This is a genomic window from Paraburkholderia eburnea (genome assembly GCF_002917095.1).
GTDB lineage: Bacteria > Pseudomonadota > Gammaproteobacteria > Burkholderiales > Burkholderiaceae > Paraburkholderia > Paraburkholderia eburnea.
On the sequence record NZ_PQGA01000015.1, the window covers coordinates 132,134 to 148,146 of the forward strand.

Annotated in this window: 15 protein-coding genes and 2 tRNA genes; 9 read left to right on the forward strand and 8 right to left on the reverse strand. The window is 62.4% G+C overall.

Translation table 11 applies throughout. The features are described from left to right. Positions 1 to 8 precede the first annotated feature (8 nt). The gene (gene rdgB, locus B0G62_RS23055; protein WP_103706519.1) at positions 9 to 662 is read right to left on the reverse strand and encodes an RdgB/HAM1 family non-canonical purine NTP pyrophosphatase; all 654 of its coding nucleotides are present in this window, start codon (positions 660 to 662) and stop codon (positions 9 to 11) included. Continuing rightward, positions 655 to 1,395, reverse strand: coding sequence for a ribonuclease PH (gene rph, locus B0G62_RS23060; RefSeq protein ID WP_103706520.1), 741 nt, complete (start codon positions 1,393 to 1,395; stop codon positions 655 to 657). The genes rdgB and rph overlap by 8 nt, the downstream gene beginning before the upstream one ends. 279 nt (positions 1,396 to 1,674) lie before the next feature. Here rph and B0G62_RS23065 point away from each other — a divergent pair, with 279 nt between their 5' ends. The 5 genes from B0G62_RS23065 (at position 1,675) to B0G62_RS23085 (ending at position 6,819) form a co-directional block, all read left to right on the forward strand. After that, positions 1,675 to 2,622, forward strand: coding sequence for a YicC family protein (locus tag B0G62_RS23065; RefSeq protein WP_103706541.1), 948 nt, complete (start codon positions 1,675 to 1,677; stop codon positions 2,620 to 2,622). A gap of 92 nt (positions 2,623 to 2,714) precedes the next feature. Continuing rightward, entirely contained in the window at positions 2,715 to 3,428 is a 714-nt protein-coding gene (gene gmk / locus B0G62_RS23070) for a guanylate kinase (protein ID WP_103706521.1), read from the forward strand. A gap of 39 nt (positions 3,429 to 3,467) precedes the next feature. Beyond that, complete coding sequence (gene rpoZ / locus B0G62_RS23075) at positions 3,468 to 3,671, forward strand: DNA-directed RNA polymerase subunit omega (protein WP_027817423.1); 204 nt, start codon at positions 3,468 to 3,470, stop codon at positions 3,669 to 3,671. A 122-nt stretch (positions 3,672 to 3,793) separates the two neighbouring features. After that, complete coding sequence (locus B0G62_RS23080; RefSeq protein ID WP_103706522.1) at positions 3,794 to 6,160, forward strand: RelA/SpoT family protein; 2,367 nt, start codon at positions 3,794 to 3,796, stop codon at positions 6,158 to 6,160. A gap of 170 nt (positions 6,161 to 6,330) precedes the next feature. Beyond that, positions 6,331 to 6,819, forward strand: coding sequence for a phage protein NinX family protein (locus B0G62_RS23085; protein ID WP_103706523.1), 489 nt, complete (start codon positions 6,331 to 6,333; stop codon positions 6,817 to 6,819). 83 nt (positions 6,820 to 6,902) lie between these two features. Here B0G62_RS23085 and B0G62_RS23090 read toward each other — a convergent pair. Further along, positions 6,903 to 6,979 (reverse strand) — tRNA-Arg (locus tag B0G62_RS23090). A gap of 76 nt (positions 6,980 to 7,055) precedes the next feature. Beyond that, positions 7,056 to 7,132, reverse strand: a tRNA-Arg gene (locus tag B0G62_RS23095). 207 nt (positions 7,133 to 7,339) lie between these two features. Between B0G62_RS23095 and greB the strand changes: the two genes are divergently transcribed. Beyond that, positions 7,340 to 7,903 (forward strand): transcription elongation factor GreB, encoded by a 564-nt coding sequence (gene greB, locus B0G62_RS23100; RefSeq protein WP_103706524.1) that lies wholly within the window; start codon positions 7,340 to 7,342, stop codon positions 7,901 to 7,903. A 103-nt stretch (positions 7,904 to 8,006) separates the two neighbouring features. Here greB and B0G62_RS23105 read toward each other — a convergent pair whose 3' ends face one another. Continuing rightward, positions 8,007 to 9,158: a porin gene (locus B0G62_RS23105; protein ID WP_103706525.1), complete on the reverse strand. Its 1,152-nt coding sequence runs from the start codon at positions 9,156 to 9,158 to the stop codon at positions 8,007 to 8,009. Positions 9,159 to 9,701: 543 nt separating this feature from the next. Further along, positions 9,702 to 9,908, reverse strand: coding sequence for a hypothetical protein (locus B0G62_RS23110; protein ID WP_103706526.1), 207 nt, complete (start codon positions 9,906 to 9,908; stop codon positions 9,702 to 9,704). A gap of 398 nt (positions 9,909 to 10,306) precedes the next feature. Between B0G62_RS23110 and B0G62_RS23115 the strand changes: the two genes are divergently transcribed. Further along, positions 10,307 to 10,510 (forward strand): cold-shock protein, encoded by a 204-nt coding sequence (locus tag B0G62_RS23115; protein WP_027817418.1) that lies wholly within the window; start codon positions 10,307 to 10,309, stop codon positions 10,508 to 10,510. A 337-nt stretch (positions 10,511 to 10,847) separates the two neighbouring features. Further along, entirely contained in the window at positions 10,848 to 12,011 is a 1,164-nt protein-coding gene (locus tag B0G62_RS23120; protein WP_103706527.1) for an exonuclease domain-containing protein, read from the forward strand. Between the two features lie 19 nt (positions 12,012 to 12,030). On the opposite strand, the gene B0G62_RS23125 is transcribed toward B0G62_RS23120, so the two are convergent. After that, the gene (locus B0G62_RS23125) at positions 12,031 to 12,621 is read right to left on the reverse strand and encodes a chorismate mutase (RefSeq protein WP_103706528.1); all 591 of its coding nucleotides are present in this window, start codon (positions 12,619 to 12,621) and stop codon (positions 12,031 to 12,033) included. 260 nt (positions 12,622 to 12,881) lie between these two features. Then, positions 12,882 to 13,031: a hypothetical protein gene (locus B0G62_RS31775; protein WP_167066521.1), complete on the reverse strand. Its 150-nt coding sequence runs from the start codon at positions 13,029 to 13,031 to the stop codon at positions 12,882 to 12,884. Between the two features lie 668 nt (positions 13,032 to 13,699). On the opposite strand from B0G62_RS31775, the gene B0G62_RS23130 reads away from it, so the two are divergent. Further along, the gene (locus B0G62_RS23130) at positions 13,700 to 15,526 is read left to right on the forward strand and encodes a tetratricopeptide repeat protein (protein WP_103706529.1); all 1,827 of its coding nucleotides are present in this window, start codon (positions 13,700 to 13,702) and stop codon (positions 15,524 to 15,526) included. Positions 15,527 to 16,013: the final 487 nt, after the last annotated feature.

Sequence of the window (16,013 nt, forward strand, 5' to 3'; positions counted from 1 at the left end):
CTGCTGGCTCACGCTTCCTCCTCAAGCCGTGCGAGCAGTTGCCGCAGGGCGATTGCGCGATGGCTCGACGCGTTCTTGAGTGCCGGATCGAGTTCGGCAGCCGTCGCTTCGAGGCCCGGCACGTAGAAGTACGGGTCGTAGCCGAAGCCGTTGTCGCCGCGCGGCGCGTCGATCACGACGCCATGCCAGCGTCCTTCGGCGATCAGCGGTTCGGGGTCGTCGGCGTGGCGCACGAGGGCGAGCACGCAGTAGTAGTACGCGCGTCGATCGGCCTGTTGCGCCAGGTTCTGCACGAGCAGCGCGTTGTTGGCGGCGTCGCTTTTTTCGCCGCCCGCGAGTTGCGCGTAGCGCGCCGAATACACGCCCGGCGCGCCGCGCAGCGCACGCACGCACAGGCCGGAGTCGTCGGCGAGCGCCGGCAGGCCGGTGAGCTTCGAGGCGTGACGCGCCTTGGCCAGCGCGTTCTCGACGAAAGTGGCGTGCGGCTCTTCGGCTTCGGGCACGTTGAGCGTACCTTGCGGCACCAGTTCGATGCCCGCGGCGTCGAGCAGCGCCGCGAATTCGCGCAGCTTGCCCGCGTTGTTGGAAGCCAGCACGACGCGCCCGAGCGGGCCCGCGTCGTTGCCTGGCGTTTGCGATGCCGTTTGTGCTGCGTTAGCCATGCGCGATCCCCAGCGCCGCTTTTTGCATGCCGATCAGCGTGGCGATGCCGCCTTGGGCGAGGTCCAGCAGCGCGTTGAGTTCGCTGCGCGAGAACGGCGCGCCTTCGGCCGTGCCCTGGACTTCGACCATGCCGCCCGAGCCCGTCATCACGACGTTCATGTCGGTGTCGCATTGCGAATCTTCGGCGTAATCGAGGTCGAGCACCGGCAGGCCTTCGTACACGCCCACCGAAATCGCCGCCACGTAGTCGGTGATCGGCGAGCGCTCGATCTTGCCCGCTGCCAGCAGCTTCGATACGGCGTCATGGGCCGCGACGAACGCGCCCGTGATGCTCGCCGTGCGGGTGCCGCCGTCGGCCTGCAGCACGTCGCAGTCGAGGTTGATGGTGCGCGCGCCGAGCGCTTCGAGATCGAACACGGCGCGCATCGCACGGCCGATCAGGCGCTGGATTTCCTGGGTGCGGCCCGTCTGCTTGCCGCGCGCGGCTTCGCGGTCGCTGCGCGTGTGGGTGGCGCGCGGCAGCATGCCGTATTCGGCGGTGAGCCAGCCCTGACCCTTATCGCGCAGGAACGGCGGCACGCTTTCGGACACGCTCGCGGTGCACAGCACCTTGGTATCGCCGAATTCGACGAGGACCGAACCTTCGGCGTGCTTCGTGAAGTGGCGGGTGATGCGGACGTCGCGAAGCTGGTCGGCGGCACGGCCGGAGGGGCGCAGAACGGATTGGGTCATCGTGGGGTGTGCGCGGGGGCACGGCAAGGAAGGGGAAAACACAATTTTACCGCCTTCGCGTGGCGGACGACGGGCGCGGCCGTGGGAGCGGCTGAGGGCGAGGATTCGACGCAACCGCCGCTGCGGCGGGCGCGTGGCCAAAAATGGGATAATACGGTTTCTCCGCCCCGCGTCATCGAGCGTCACAGACAGCACGCGTACACGCCGGGCGCCTCGAATCCCTTCGCCGTGACCGGCGCCCTTCAGGTGCGCCGCCGCGGCTTCATCGCGAGACGAACCATGATTTACAGCATGACCGGCTACGCCAGCGCCACGCGCGAACTGGTTGCGGCATCGGGCACGGGCGGCGCCAGTGTCTCCGTCGAATTGCGTACCGTGAACTCGCGCTTTCTCGACCTGAATTTCCGCATGCCCGAAGACGTGCGCGTCATCGAGCCCACCCTGCGCGAAATGCTGATGACGAAGCTCTCGCGCGGCAAGGTCGACATCCGCATCAACATCCAGCGCAGCGAGCAGGCCGCCAACGCGGGCGCGCTCAATCGCGATGCGCTCGAACAACTCGCGGTGCTCGAACGCGCCGTGCTCGAAGCGTTCCCGGAATCGGGCCGTCTGCGCACGGGCGAAATCCTGCGCTGGCCCGGCGTGCTGGCGGAAAGCGGCGTCGCGCCCGAGGTGCTGCGCGATGCGGTGCTCGGCTGCGGCAAGCAGGCGATTGCCGATCTGATCGAGGTGCGTGGCCGCGAAGGCGCGCAACTCGCCAACATGCTGCTCGCCAACGTCGCGGAGATGGAAGCGATCGTCACGAAGATCACGCCGCTCGTGCCGGATCTGATCGTCAAGCATCAGCAGAAGATCGTCGAGCGTCTGCAGGAAGCGCTCGGCATCGCCGCGCCGGATGCCGCGAATGGTGGCAATGGCAGTGGCAACATCGGCAATGTTTCGCGTGAGGAAGTCGCCGAGCGCATTCGCCAGGAAGTGACGATGTACGGCATCCGCATCGACATCGCCGAGGAGCTTTCGCGTCTCACCGCGCATCTGAACGAAACGCGTCACGTGATCGAGAAGGGCGGGCGCGTCGGCAAGCGCCTCGACTTCATGATGCAGGAACTCAACCGCGAAGCGAACACGCTCGGCTCGAAGGCCGCGGCGAAGGAACTCGCCGATGCGTCGATGACGCTCAAGCTGCTCATCGAGCAGATGCGCGAGCAGGTGCAGAACCTCGAATAAGGGCGTGCGTGTGTGCGCATGCACAGACGCACACACGTATCGTCGGGTAACGAAAAGCGGTGAATCAAGCTGCAAAACAGGAAGCAACGAACATGACCGACCAGACCAGCGCACCCGGCGCGCACAAGGCTGAAACGAAACCGCGCAATCCGTACGCGGGCGTTTATCCGGGCAATCTTTTCATGGTGGTCGCGCCGTCGGGCGCGGGCAAGTCCACGCTCGTGAACGCGCTGCTCGCCGAAGACAGCGCGATCCGTCTGTCGATTTCGTACACGACGCGCGCGCCGCGCTCGAAAGAGCGTGACGGCGAGCACTATCACTTCACGACCGTCGACGATTTCCTCGCGCGCCACGCGCAAGGCGAGTTCCTCGAAAGCGCGGAAGTGCATGGCAACTACTACGCCACCTCGCGCGTGTGGATCGAAGACCAGATGAAGCGGGGCCACGACGTGCTGCTCGAAATCGACTGGCAAGGCGCGCAGCAGGTGAAGAAGCAGTTTCGCAACGCGGTGGAAATTTTCATCCTGCCGCCGTCGCTCGATGCGCTCGCGGAACGCCTGAAAAAACGCGGCGAAGACGAACCCAACGTCATCACGCGACGACTGCTGGCAGCCGGTAGCGAGATGGCTCATGCAAGCGAATCGGAATACGTCGTCATCAACGAAAACTTCGATACCGCGCTGCAGGAGCTGCGCAATATCGTGAGCGCCACGCGCATGCGCTTTGCTTCGCAGTATGCGCGACACACCGAGCTCTTCGTCCAGCTCGGCATCCACCTGCCGCAGCCCGGCGCATCGGGCACATAAGGTAGAATAAGAACCTGCTGAGAATGAGAAGGAACCGACATGGCCCGCATCACCGTCGAAGATTGTCTGAAACAGATTCCGAACCGCTTTGAACTGGCGCTCGCCGCAACGTATCGCGCACGTCAGCTCGCCCAAGGTCATACGCCGAAGATCGAAAGCCGCGACAAGCCGACCGTCGTCGCGCTGCGTGAGATCGCGTCTGGCCAGGTGGGTCTGGAAATGCTGAAAAAGGTGCCCGTTTAACGGCGCCTTGCAGTCCTTGTAGCAAGTCTTCGTAGTATCCGTAGTTGCCGTACCTGTTTTACCTGTCATGTAATTGGCGCTGTGCGCCGACCGTCAACGCCTGACCTGATACGGAGGGGAACATGAGCACGACGCCCTCGCCGGCCACCGAGGTGGACCAGGAAGCCGAGACCTCAAGCCCTGCGCGCAATTACATCGACGCGGTTCTCGAACAGTCGTTTCGCCATCTGTTCGGGCCCACCGCAACACCCGAGCAGCCCCGCAAACACGGGGTCGTCTCCATCGCCAATCTGACCGCTGCGCTTTCCGGTTACCTCACACCCGAGGAAATCAAGGAGATCAAGGCGGCGTTTCACTTCAGCGACGAAGCCCACCTCGGGCAATATCGTCAGAGTGGCGAACCCTACATTACGCATCCCGTCGCCGTCGCGGAAATCTGCGCCGGCTGGAAGCTCGACGCGCAGGCCATCCAGGCGGCGCTGCTTCATGACGTGATCGAAGACCAGGGCGTGACCAAGGCGGAAATCGCCGAGCGCTTCGGCGCGAAAGTCGCGGAACTGGTCGATGGCCTGTCGAAACTCGACAAGATGGAGTTTCGCAATCGCGAGGAAGCGCAGGCGGAAAATTTCCGCAAGATGCTGCTCGCGATGGCGCGCGACGTGCGCGTGATTCTCGTGAAGCTCGCCGACCGTCTGCACAACATGCGCACGCTCGGCGCGGTGCCGCCGGAAAAGCGCCGCCGCGTGGCGCGCGAGACGATCGACATCTACGCGCCGATCGCCCACCGCCTGGGTCTGAACAATACCTATCGCGAGCTGCAGGATCTCAGCTTCCAGAACTTCAATCCGAATCGCTACGCCACGCTCGAAAAAGCGGTGAAGGCGGCGCGCGGCAATCGCCGCGAAGTGGTCGGCAAGATCCTGGAGGCGGTGCAGCGCGCGATCGCCGACGCGAAGCTCGATGCCGAAGTCACCGGCCGCGAAAAGACCATCTACAGCATCTACAAGAAGATGCGCGACAAGCAGCTGTCGTTCTCGCAGGTGCTCGACGTTTATGGTTTTCGCGTGGTGGTGGAGTCGGCGCTCGAATGCTACACCTGCATCGGCGCGCTCCATGCGCTCTACAAACCCGTGCCGGGCAAGTTCAAGGACTACATCGCCATTCCCAAGGTGAACGGCTATCAGTCCCTGCACACGACGCTCGTGGGGCCGTTCGGCGCGCCCATCGAGTTTCAGGTGCGCACGCGCAAGATGCACGAAATCGCCGAAGCGGGCGTGGCCGCGCACTGGCTCTACAAGAACGGCGGCGCCGATCTGAACGACGTGCAAAAGCGCGCGCATCAGTGGCTCAAGTCGCTGCTCGACATTCAGAGCGAGGCGGGCGATTCCAGCGAATTCCTCGAACACGTCAAGATCGACCTGTTCCCGGACGCGGTCTACGTCTTCACGCCGAAGGCGAAGATCATGGCGCTGCCGCGCGGCGCGACGGCGCTCGACTTCGCCTATTCGATCCACAGCGATCTGGGCAACCAGTGCGTCGCGGTGAAGATCAACAACGAACTCCTGCCGCTGCGCACGGAGCTTAAGAGCGGCGACATCGTCGAAGTCATCACCGCGCCGTATTCCAAGCCGAATCCTGCGTGGCTCGGCTTTGTACGCACCGGCAAGGCGCGCTCGGCAATCCGTCACTACCTGAAGACGATGCGTCTCACGGAATCCGTGCAACTCGGCGAGCGGCTCGTCGACCAGGCGCTCAAGGGCTATGGCTACCAGCTTTCGGAAGTCACGCCGGAAACGTGGGAAAAGCTGGTCCAGTGGACCGGCAACAAGAATCGCCAGGAAATCTTCGCCGATATCGGCCTTGGCCGGCGCGTGGCGGCGGTCATGGCCAAGCGCATCGAAGTGCTGATGAAGGGCCTCGACGCCGACGACGAGGAACACCACCATCCGCCGCGCGACCCGAACGCGCCGCAGGCGCCGCCCGTGGTCATCACGGGCACCGAGGGCATGTCGGTGCAGCTCTCGGCGTGCTGCCGGCCGATTCCGGGCGACGACATCATGGGCTATATCGGCATCGGCCTCGGTATGGCGATCCATACGACCGACTGCCGCGTGGCGCAGCGCATCCATCGCCGCGATCCGGGCCGCTGGATCGACGTCGCGTGGGCGCCGCAGCCGGGCCGCCTGTTTGACGTGGCCGTGAAGGTGCTGGTGAAGAACACCAAGGGCGTGTTCGCGCGCGTGGCCGCTGATATCACCTCGGCCGACGCGAACATCGTGCACATCGCCATGGACGACGACCTCGCGCAGGAGTCGAATATGCTGCGCTTCGTGATCCAGGTGAGCGACCGCGTGCATCTCGCGAACGTCATGCGCCGCGTGCGCACGAATCCGGACGTCATGCGCATCACGCGCGAACGCCCGAGCGACGAGGGGCATCATCGCCACGACGGCGGCATGCGTATCGATCGCGAACGCGCCGATTACTGATTGCGGTTTCAGGCGGGCGGCCCTTGTGGGCCGCCCGTGTCGTATCTGGCGTCACACACACTCTGGCCCGACCTTCTGCGGCCAAACCGGCGCGGCCTCCTGGCTTCAATAAGCGATTTGAGCCTTGAGGCGCCCCTCGAACACTTTCCCGTGGGAAGCGAGGACAAGCCATGAACGTAGCTGATCTGACCGGCCTCGAACTCGATTACTGGGTGGCGCGTAGCCTGCCTGACTTCGTGCGCGAGATCTATTTCACCGATAGCGGCGAGACCGTGGCCGTACGCGGCAATGATCGCGGCAAGCCCTGGGACGGGCGCTTCGAGCCGAGCACGTCGTGGGACGCGGCGGGCGTCGTGCTGGACCGCGCGGTACGTGTCGAGTTGCACGAGCGGCGCGAGGGCGAACCGGCCTTCTGTGTGGCCGAATTCGTCGGCAGCCATCGTACGGCCGAAGCGCATGGCGCGACGACGCGCGAGGCGTTGCTGCGCGCCTTCGTGAAGAGCCGCTTCGGTGGCACGGTAGAGACGATGCTGCGCCAGCCTCAGGCGCTCACGGGCATGGACACGGAACTCGCGGCGGAGCCGGGCGACGTTGGCGATGCCGAGGATGTGCCGCGGCCCGACGCGCAGATCGGCGATATCGGTTCGCCGCCGCGTTGACGCGACGAAGCAAGGGAGGGGCGCGTAAAAAGCACGCTACAAAGACAAAGGGCCTTCCTGAATCAGGAAGGCCCTTCGAGAGGTGGTGCGGCTGGCAGGATTCGAACCCACGACCCCTTGGTTCGTAGCCAAGTACTCTATCCAACTGAGCTACAGCCGCACGCAAAAGCGATACTACATACTGCAGTGTTACTGGAGACTTGCGCTGATAAAGCTAACGCAAAACTCATAAAAGTTGGTGCGGCTGGCAGGATTCGAACCCACGACCCCTTGGTTCGTAGCCAAGTACTCTATCCAACTGAGCTACAGCCGCACACAGAAAGGAGATTATAGCAAGGTTTTCAGGAAATGGAAGCCCCCTATCGCGATTTGTTTGAAAGCGTGCTTCGTGTAACCTCAGGGGAGGGCCGCAGGGTCTTGCTGGACCTGCATGCAGCACTGGGCGCCTGGCCGGAAGTCAGAACCGAAGCCGCGAGCAACGCATCAGCATCACACGAGCAACGCAGTCAATCGAACCATCATGAACAAGGCCTTTGTCAAAGAATCGACCGACAACGACGACGACGATCTCGAATCCGGTCATCCTGAAATTCCCGCGGGCGCCAAGAACTACATCACGCCCGCCGGCTACGAACGCATGCGCGGCGAACTGCTGCATCTGATCGACGAGGAGCGGCCTGAAGTCGTCAAGCTCGTCTCTTGGGCCGCCTCCAACGGCGATCGCTCCGAGAACGGCGACTATATCTACGGCAAGCGCAGGCTGCGCGAGATCGACCGGCGTATCCGTTTTCTCACCAAACGGCTGGATCTGGCCGAGGTGGTCGACAGCAGCCGCCAGGAGAGCGTGGATCAGGTGTTCTTCGGCGCGACCGTCGAATACGGCACCGAGGATGGCGAAGCGCACACGGTCACGATCGTGGGCGTGGACGAGGTCGATCTGGACCTCGGGCATGTGAGCTGGGTCTCGCCGATCGCGCGGGCGCTCATCAAGGCGAAGATCGGCGATCAGGTGACGCTGTTCACGCCTGCGGGTCCGGAGCCGATCGACGTGCTCGATGTGCGCTACCCGGCGCGGGGAGCCTGAGCGAGCGTTGGCCGCCGTGCCGCGTTGAGGCAGAAATAAAAAAAGCCGCCCGAAGGCGGCTTTCTAGCTGCACGGCTGGCCGCAGGGGCCAGCGATGTGCATCTTAGAAGCGGTGACGCATACCAACCGTCACAGCGACCTGGTCCTGACGACCCGAAGCCGAGCTCAGGCCGTTCAGGAACGCCGTCACGCCGCCGTCGTTCGACGACACGTGTTGCCAGTCGCCTTGCAGGTAGACGTCCGTGCGCTTCGACAGAGCGTAGTCCGATTGCAGAGCCACGGTGTGGAAGTTCGGGTTCACGCCGCCGCCGAAGTTCGAGCGCGTGTACGTGTACGCGCCTGCCAGGCTGATTGCCGGGGTCAGAGCGTAGCGAACATTGCCTTCGAAGTTCTGGAAGCGTGCGCTGTTTGCGTTGAAGCCCACGCCGTTCGTCGTGCCCGATTGCGTCGGCGAGATGCCGATTGCCTGGCTCAGTTGCGTCTGCGTGTACACGAGGCCAGCCGTTGCCGGGCCGAACGTGTAGTTCACGCCGCCGCCGAACGTGCGTTGACGGCCTGCTCCGAACGTGTAGTCGCCAGCTTGCGCGCCCGAGAACGTCGCCGCGTTGAATTGCTGGTTGTTGACGTTGTTGTTCGTTTGCAGGTAACCAGCGGCAACGTTCAGGCCAGCGTAGTTGTACGATGCGCCGAAGCTGTACGCACGGTTGTTCGCGAATTCGGTGCTGTTCGAGAACGAGTACGTGCCGCCGAACTTGAAGCCAGCGTAGTTGACGCTGCTGTACTTGACCGTGTTGTTGAAACGGATCGAGTTGTTCAGGTTGTCGTTATCGAACGGGTGAGCGGCGATCGTGCCGCCGAATTGCGTGCCCGTGTTCGACAGCGGTGCCAGGTAGTCGACGACGGAGTCGTACTGGCGGCCAAGGGTCACAGCACCGTACTGGTCGCTTGCGAGACCGACGAATGCTTGACGACCGAACAGGCGGCTCTTCTGACCGAGGTTGCCGTTGTCGATGTTGAAGCCGTTTTCCAACGTGAAGATTGCCTTCAGGCCGCCACCGAGGTCTTCAGCGCCGCGCAGACCGAAACGGCTGCCGTTGACGGTGCCGCTCGTTGCCTGGTAGGTAGCGTGGCCCTTTTGCGCGCTCGAGTAGGTGATGCCGGCGTCGATCAGGCCGTACAGCGTAACGCTGCTTTGTGCATGCGCAGCCGTTGCAAAAACGCCCGTGAGGGCAGCGACCATGAGAGTCTTTTTCATCTTTGTAACTCCGAGAACAGAGGTGGGTTTCGTCGAACCCTGTTTGGGAAACCGTCCACACGGATCGCAGCGAGAGGCAAAGCCCGCGTGGCGCGTCAAATCCGTCGCTGTCGGTTTCCGGACAGGCAGAGTGTAGAAGAGGGTCGCTGCAATCGAGGCATTCCGATTTGCGCAATAAAGTATTGCGATTTTCGGAATGATATTTGAGCCGGCTTCAAGCCTTACTGGATGGGGCTTTGAGCGGATTTATGCAAGACGCTGGAAGAAGTGTCAACTGAAGGGCGTTGTGCAACCGCTACAATAATCGATTGCAGAAAACGGTAATAATCGGTCTCAACCACGATTATTGCGTTGCCCGTAACAGATGATTGTGTGCCGCAGAGTTAATGGGTCGGAACCCTGCGGCTATACTGCAATGGCTGCTTTCCGAAGCAGACTTTTTCGTTGACGAAAAAGATCTCCAAACCTTTGTCGGCGCGGCCTTGGCTGCGCTTTTTTTTGCCTGTCGTGCGCGTACGCACGTTTCCCGCCACTCATCATGCCCTAGCGGGCAGGACTCTCAGGCGGCTCAGACTGCAGGCTCCAGTCTTCCATCACGTAATGCCGGGCGTCCATCGGTGAGCACAGCAGGTTATGCCAGTGATCGCCGTGCCACGATCCATAAGCCTCGATTTCGTTCGCGTCGCTTCCCGGCTCCGGGCTGTCTATTTCGACCAGCCAATGAAAACAGCGTCGTAGTAACGTCAGCATGGTCGCCTCCCATCGCTGCTAGCTGTATTCATCATGAGTTTTTTGCCTGGCACGAACAAGAGGTAAAAACACTTACGTTTGACACTAATTGTTACATTTCACGTAATCTTTCCCGACTGACGCTTTACCTTTCGCGCGATGAGTAAAAAATTACGCGCATTCGTTATCATTTCATTTGCATATGTTTTTGCGGGTTTTTTGATGCACGCCGGTTTATCCCGGATACGGGATTGCTGTTATAAAAAATTCGCTTGACTGGCGATTGGCGTTCCCCGTATAACGGCAATTCTGAATTGGCCTTTCAGCTTCAATTGCATTGGCATTGCGGTGAGGGCGGCTCAGTTTGAATTCGGCGTGAGGGTATGCCCGCGTCATTTTATTTCGAGGGAAACGGAAACATGGAAACCGGTATTGTCAAATGGTTCAATGATGCTAAGGGCTTTGGCTTCATCACGTCGGATGCCGGCGGTGACGATCTGTTCGCGCACTTCTCGGAGATCCGCTCGGAAGGCTTCAAGTCGCTGAAGGAAAACCAGCGCGTCTCGTTCGACGTCAAGGTTGGCCCGAAGGGCAAGCAGGCTGCGAACATCCAGCCGCTGTAAGTGCCCGTGTTTGCCTGGCGTGGCTTCGCCACTTCGGGCACACTTCAGGCACACTTCGGGCAGGCGGGTCGAGCGTTCTGAACATTTGCTCTCCGCATAATGGCAAGCCTTGGGTATCCAGGGCTTTTTTGTTTTTGGCATAAAGAAAGATCGGATAAGAATATCGATCGCCATTATAAAAACCTGCGTTTGAACGGGAAAACCCCAATTCAAAAAACCGTCAATCGCGTCATTAAAATGCAATGCCGAAAGCGGCCATGTTCGCGAAATCGCTGCGAGCTTTGCCCAAACGGTGCATACTTGGGCCGATTTCTTCTCTTCGTTCTACCGTTGCACCATGTCCGACACCAATTTGAGCGCCGAACCGTCGTCCGGCGACGTCCCCCTCGTCTTTGTTGATCTTGAAACGACGGGAGGCTCGGTGGGCGAACACCGCATCACCGAAGTCGGCATCGTCGAAGTAACGAATGGACAGGCCACGCGCTGGAGTTCGCTGGTCGATCCGCAGCAACCCATTCCGCCCTTTATTCAGCAGCTCACCGGCATCAGCAATGCCATGGTCCGAGGCGCGCCGACGTTCGCCGAAATCGCCCCGGCGCTGTTCGAGCGTCTGACGGGCAAGCTCTTCGTCGCGCACAACGCGAGTTTCGACCGGGGTTTTCTGCGCGCCGAATTCGAGCGGGCGGGCCTTACGTTCAATCCCGACGTCCTTTGCACGGTACGGCTGTCACGCGCGCTGTTCCCTGCCGAGAAACGTCATGGACTTGATGCGCTGGTAGAGCGCCACGCGCTCGTGGCCGCCGATCGCCACCGCGCACTCGCCGATGCCGACCTGCTCTGGCAATTCTGGCAACGTCTGCCTGGTCTCGTGCCCGACGAGATGCTGGCGACGCAGATCGAGCGTCTTACACGTCGCCATCGCCTCGCGGGCGACATCACCGACGATCTGATCGAAACCGCACCGGCGGGGCATGGCGTCTATGCCTTCTTCGGCGAAAACGATGCGCCTCTATATGTAGGACGTAGTGTGCGCGTGCGTCAGCGTGTGCGTTCGCATCTGTCGGGCGAGCGTCGTTCGTCGCGCGAGCAGCGCATGGCGCAGCAGATTCGCCGCGTCGAATGGCAGGCAACGGGCGGCGAGATCGGCGCGTTGCTGGTCGAGGCGCGCTGGCTCACGCAACTGCGGCCATCGTTCAATCGTGCGACGCGCGTCTCGAAGCTCGATCCGGTTTCCGCGCCCTGGCCGTTTGGCGGGGCGGTGCTCATCGAGGAGCAGGATGCCGTGCGCGGTACGGCGGTCTTTCACGTGATCGATCGCTGGTGCTACCTCGGCGCGGCGTCGAGCGCGTCGGAGGCGGGTACGCTGGCTGCTGCGGCGATCGCTGCCGAGGCGCCCTTCGAACTCTCTACTTGGCGAATTCTGCAGGCGCGCCTGGAGCGGGGGCTGCGCGTGCTGCCGCTCGAGCCGTCCGTCTCTGAAGGTGTCGCGAGCGTTCTCTAGCCCGACGTCTGCGCGAATTTCAAGCCGTGCCGCCCACGCCGCCCGCCTCGCAGACATGGCCGAGCGCATGGGTCATGGCGTCGGCGCGCGTGGAGTCGTAGCGCGTCAATTCCTTCCAGTTCGCCACGGCCCGCGCCACTCGCGCCGGGCAATCGTCCGCCGTGCGCGTGCCTTGTACGCGCGCGAGCGCGCCAATCAGTTGCCCCGTCAGACGATCGAATTGCGGACGCGTGACGCTCGCCAGATCCGGCGCTGGACCGGCAGGCGCCTGCGAGTTGCGCCAGTTCGCGAACAGTGCTTGCTGGACCTGCGTGCTTGCATCGATCTGATCGCGGAAGAACGCGCGCGCGAATACCGGATCGACACCGGCTGCCGTAGCGCGCTTCTGTACGTCGGCGAGCAGGGCGTTTTCGCGGGGCGTATCGGTGATTGGCTTGTGATTGGCCCACTTCCATTGCGCGACCGGCTCCGCGAGCGCGAGTCGCTGCGAGACGAGCGCGACGAGATTGGTCAGGGAAGTATCGTCTCCATCGGCGTGTGCCGAAACGGCGGGCAAGACGAAGAGCAGGGCGGCAACCCAGGACGCGACTGCGCGGAAGCGGAAAGTCATTGCGGAGTGAAGGCCGGCAGGCCGCGAGGGAAAGAGCGAAGGATAGCCGGTTATCAGGCGGAAGATCGGGATGCGCGCTCACGAGCGCGAGCGGCGCGCGCTGGAACGCAGCGTGCCTTAGCGTTGGCGAACGTGGCTTGACGCGCCCGGCCAGAATCGCGCGCCATCGTTTGAGGGCGCGACAACTGTGCGCAGACAACCGCGGCAGTCGGCGTGGACTGCCGTTTCTCCTGCCCCGTAAGCGCTAAAGCGCTTTCTCATTACTGCTGTTCGTGTGCCTTGCGTTGCTCGTCGAGAAATGCCCGCACGTGTGCGGGCAATTCATCGCCGAGAAACTCGACGGCCACCGGTTCCGGATCCGGGCTAAAAACTTGGTCCGGGGTCGGAATCCTTGGCGGTTTGGCGTCCATGATCTTTCTCCTGAGTAAGACGATTATCCGACTCGGTACTTCGGGCGCGCTAGTGTCGCCCAACGTAAAAGAGCTTTTCAGGTGCGTGTGTTGCTTTATTCGTACAGCGTCAGGATTTATTAAGCGAGCAGGAATATACTTATTCGGTTGGCGGGTTAATGCCCACGAAGCCCTCGACTGAGTCGAGGGCTTTTTGCATTGGGCCGGGCTTTCCCTGTCGCAATACGCTGCGCTGCCGCACACCCGCCCGCACGCCGATACGGGCGGCGGACCGGGCCGCCCCGACCTCTAACGATGCGTACCGCCGGTCGTCGTCGGCGCTGCCGCAAATCCCATTTCCGTTCGCTCAATCTTGCAACCGCCGCTATATCTCCAGAACGAACGATTATGCGTAATCGTTGACTCGCGGAGGGTTAACACAATTAAAAGGATGTAAGCGGGCGTTTCTTCTCATGTTGCTGATTAAAAGCAAAGGTAAGCGTTCGTGCACGGATTTAAGTAGAAGCGCGAGTCAGCAGAAAAATGAGAATGCTTCGCACGTCGGTCTGCGAGGGCGTTCCCCGTGAGCGTGGGTTTTCGGAACCGTCCGATTCGATCTGCGGGTGCAGTTCGCTATCTTTAAAACATCGAAAGCGGCAATCCGCTGCTCCGCACCCGCCTCTCCTGCAATGAACCACGCCGAAATCGCGCCGCCCCTGACTGCCGCCGACGATCTGTCACCGCCCGAACAACTCGCGCTTGCCGACCGGTACCTTGCCGCCGGCCAATGCATCGACGCTATTGCGCAATACGAGCGCGTGCTGGCGCGCGAGCCGAACCATCCCGGCGCATTGCACCGTCTCGCACTCGCTTGCATGCGGGCAGGGCGTAAGGACGACGCGCGCGGCTACCTCGACCGCGCGATACAGGCCGCTCCAGCGAACGCCGAACTTTGGGAGCACCGTGGCCTGATGGCGGCGATGACGGGCGAGCATGTCGTGGCGGAGGCGGCCTATCATCGCGCACTGATGCTCGCGGGGGACACGCCTACGCTGCACCGCAATCTCGCCGATGTGCTGACGCTCGCGCAACGCCGGGGCGAGGCGCGCCAGCATTACGAGAAAGCGCTTGCGCTCGACCCGGCGCTTCATCACGCGGCGCGGCGCCTCGCTGACTTCTGCCGGGAGGCGGGTCACGATAGCGATGCCGTGCGCTATCTCGAGCATGCCTGGCGCCTTGGCGTCGCGCGGCTTACCGACGGACTGGACTTGCTCAAGCTCGAATCGCGGCTCGGCCGTCTGGAGCGGGCCGATTTGCTGATCGCGCAACTGCGGGCTGAATTTGCCGCCGACGCCGTCGCGCTCAAGGAACTCGCATTTACGTTGAACCGGCTCCACCGCTTCGATATCGCGCTCGACGTGGCGAAGCAGGGTCTTGCCGTCGATCCTTCGCTGGCGCTGCTGTACCACAACGCGAGCTATGCGTCGCATATGCGTGGCGATTTCGCCGCCATGCATCAGTACAACGTCGCGGCCGCCCGCCTCGGTCCCGACGACGCGCACATCCAGTTCAACCTGGCCGTTTCGCTGTTGCGCCAGGGCGCGTTCGAAGCAGGCTGGAAGCAGTACGCGTGGAACGAACGCTTGCCGGAAAACAGTACACTCACGCGCCCACCGTTCACCGAATGGCAGGGAGAGCCGGTTGCCGGCAAGCGATTTTTGCTGCTGGGCGAGCAGGGACTCGGCGATCAGATTCAGTTGCTGCGCTGCGCGGCATGGCTGCATCGAGCCGGTGCGCTGGTCGATGCCTGGGTCGATGAGGCGCTCGTTGGCGTGGCGCGTCGTGCGCGCGGCGTGCGCCAGGCCTTCAGCAACTTGCCGCGCGGCGACTACGACTTCTGGTGCCGCATGTTCCGCATGCCCGAGCGCATGAATCTCACATTAGACGATCTTCCTATCGCGATGCCTTATCTAGGTGCGCCCGAGCCGGAGATTACACGCTGGAGTGCGCAACTCAATGCGGTGACGCCAAAGGGCACTTTGCGCGCGGGGCTCGTGTGGGCCGGCAATCCGCAATACGATCTGGACCGCTACCGCTCGACGACACTGGATGCCTTGCAGGCCGTGCTCACGCAAGCCGGCGTTTCCTGGTTCGCCTTGCAGAAGGGCGATGCGCAGCGTGCGCTCGACGCGTTGCCTGAGCAGATCGACATGACGCCACTCGGCGAGCGGATCGCGACGTTCGAAGACACGCTCGCGATCGTGCAGTCACTCGATCTGGTCGTGACCGTCGATACATCGGTTGCGCATCTGGCTGCGGCGGCGGGCGTGCCGGTCTGGGTGCTGCTGCCGGCCTGCACCGACTGGCGCTGGATGGCCGCGCGCGCCGATAGTCCGTGGTATCCGTCGGTGCGGCTTTTCAGACAGCACGAACTGGGGCAGTGGGGACCGGTGCTGGATGAGGTGCGCGAAGCGCTGGCGGAAGCGGTCGAGAAAAAGACCGTGAGCTATGCGTAAGGATCTTCCTGCCATGTTCCACTCCGTCTATCTCCCAGCGTAGGCGTTCGAAAGCCGCCTCCCGTGGGCCCCTGGTATTCATGCCGCCCTCCTGCGCGTGTTGCCAGTATCAAATGTTCTACACCATCTGTTGCGAAAACTGGTGGATTCATGCGAATGCCCCAGGACATTCGCATCAGGGTTCGGACCCGCCCGCGATCCACGCGGGAAAGCGTCGGAACCGGGTGTCTGGAAATCCTGATCATGCCCGGGAGCCAGGGCGGCAGCGTCTGGAAATCTGAGGTGCGGCCCCTCGCGCACGTCGTACATGCCCGGATTGTTGTAGCGTGCGGCCAATGTCCGACGAAGAACTGATGGAAATTATCGAGCGCGGCCGGCGCGACCATGGGACCGGCGAGGCATAACAGTCGCACGCCGCGCGGCAGCCGTGCCGTGAAGTTGCGCGCGCTCATAATTCCGACCTTGTTTTGCAGATTCGTCCGCGAAG

Coding starts and splice junctions, on each gene's coding strand:
- rdgB (WP_103706519.1), bottom strand. CDS start 662: ATGGCTAACGCAGCACAAACGGCATCGCAAACGCCAGGCAACGACGCG.
- rph (WP_103706520.1), bottom strand. CDS start 1,395: ATGACCCAATCCGTTCTGCGCCCCTCCGGCCGTGCCGCCGACCAGCTT.
- B0G62_RS23065 (WP_103706541.1), top strand. CDS start 1,675: ATGATTTACAGCATGACCGGCTACGCCAGCGCCACGCGCGAACTGGTT.
- gmk (WP_103706521.1), top strand. CDS start 2,715: ATGACCGACCAGACCAGCGCACCCGGCGCGCACAAGGCTGAAACGAAA.
- rpoZ (WP_027817423.1), top strand. CDS start 3,468: ATGGCCCGCATCACCGTCGAAGATTGTCTGAAACAGATTCCGAACCGC.
- B0G62_RS23080 (WP_103706522.1), top strand. CDS start 3,794: ATGAGCACGACGCCCTCGCCGGCCACCGAGGTGGACCAGGAAGCCGAG.
- B0G62_RS23085 (WP_103706523.1), top strand. CDS start 6,331: ATGAACGTAGCTGATCTGACCGGCCTCGAACTCGATTACTGGGTGGCG.
- greB (WP_103706524.1), top strand. CDS start 7,340: ATGAACAAGGCCTTTGTCAAAGAATCGACCGACAACGACGACGACGAT.
- B0G62_RS23105 (WP_103706525.1), bottom strand. CDS start 9,158: ATGAAAAAGACTCTCATGGTCGCTGCCCTCACGGGCGTTTTTGCAACG.
- B0G62_RS23110 (WP_103706526.1), bottom strand. CDS start 9,908: ATGCTGACGTTACTACGACGCTGTTTTCATTGGCTGGTCGAAATAGAC.
- B0G62_RS23115 (WP_027817418.1), top strand. CDS start 10,307: ATGGAAACCGGTATTGTCAAATGGTTCAATGATGCTAAGGGCTTTGGC.
- B0G62_RS23120 (WP_103706527.1), top strand. CDS start 10,848: ATGTCCGACACCAATTTGAGCGCCGAACCGTCGTCCGGCGACGTCCCC.
- B0G62_RS23125 (WP_103706528.1), bottom strand. CDS start 12,621: ATGACTTTCCGCTTCCGCGCAGTCGCGTCCTGGGTTGCCGCCCTGCTC.
- B0G62_RS31775 (WP_167066521.1), bottom strand. CDS start 13,031: ATGGACGCCAAACCGCCAAGGATTCCGACCCCGGACCAAGTTTTTAGC.
- B0G62_RS23130 (WP_103706529.1), top strand. CDS start 13,700: ATGAACCACGCCGAAATCGCGCCGCCCCTGACTGCCGCCGACGATCTG.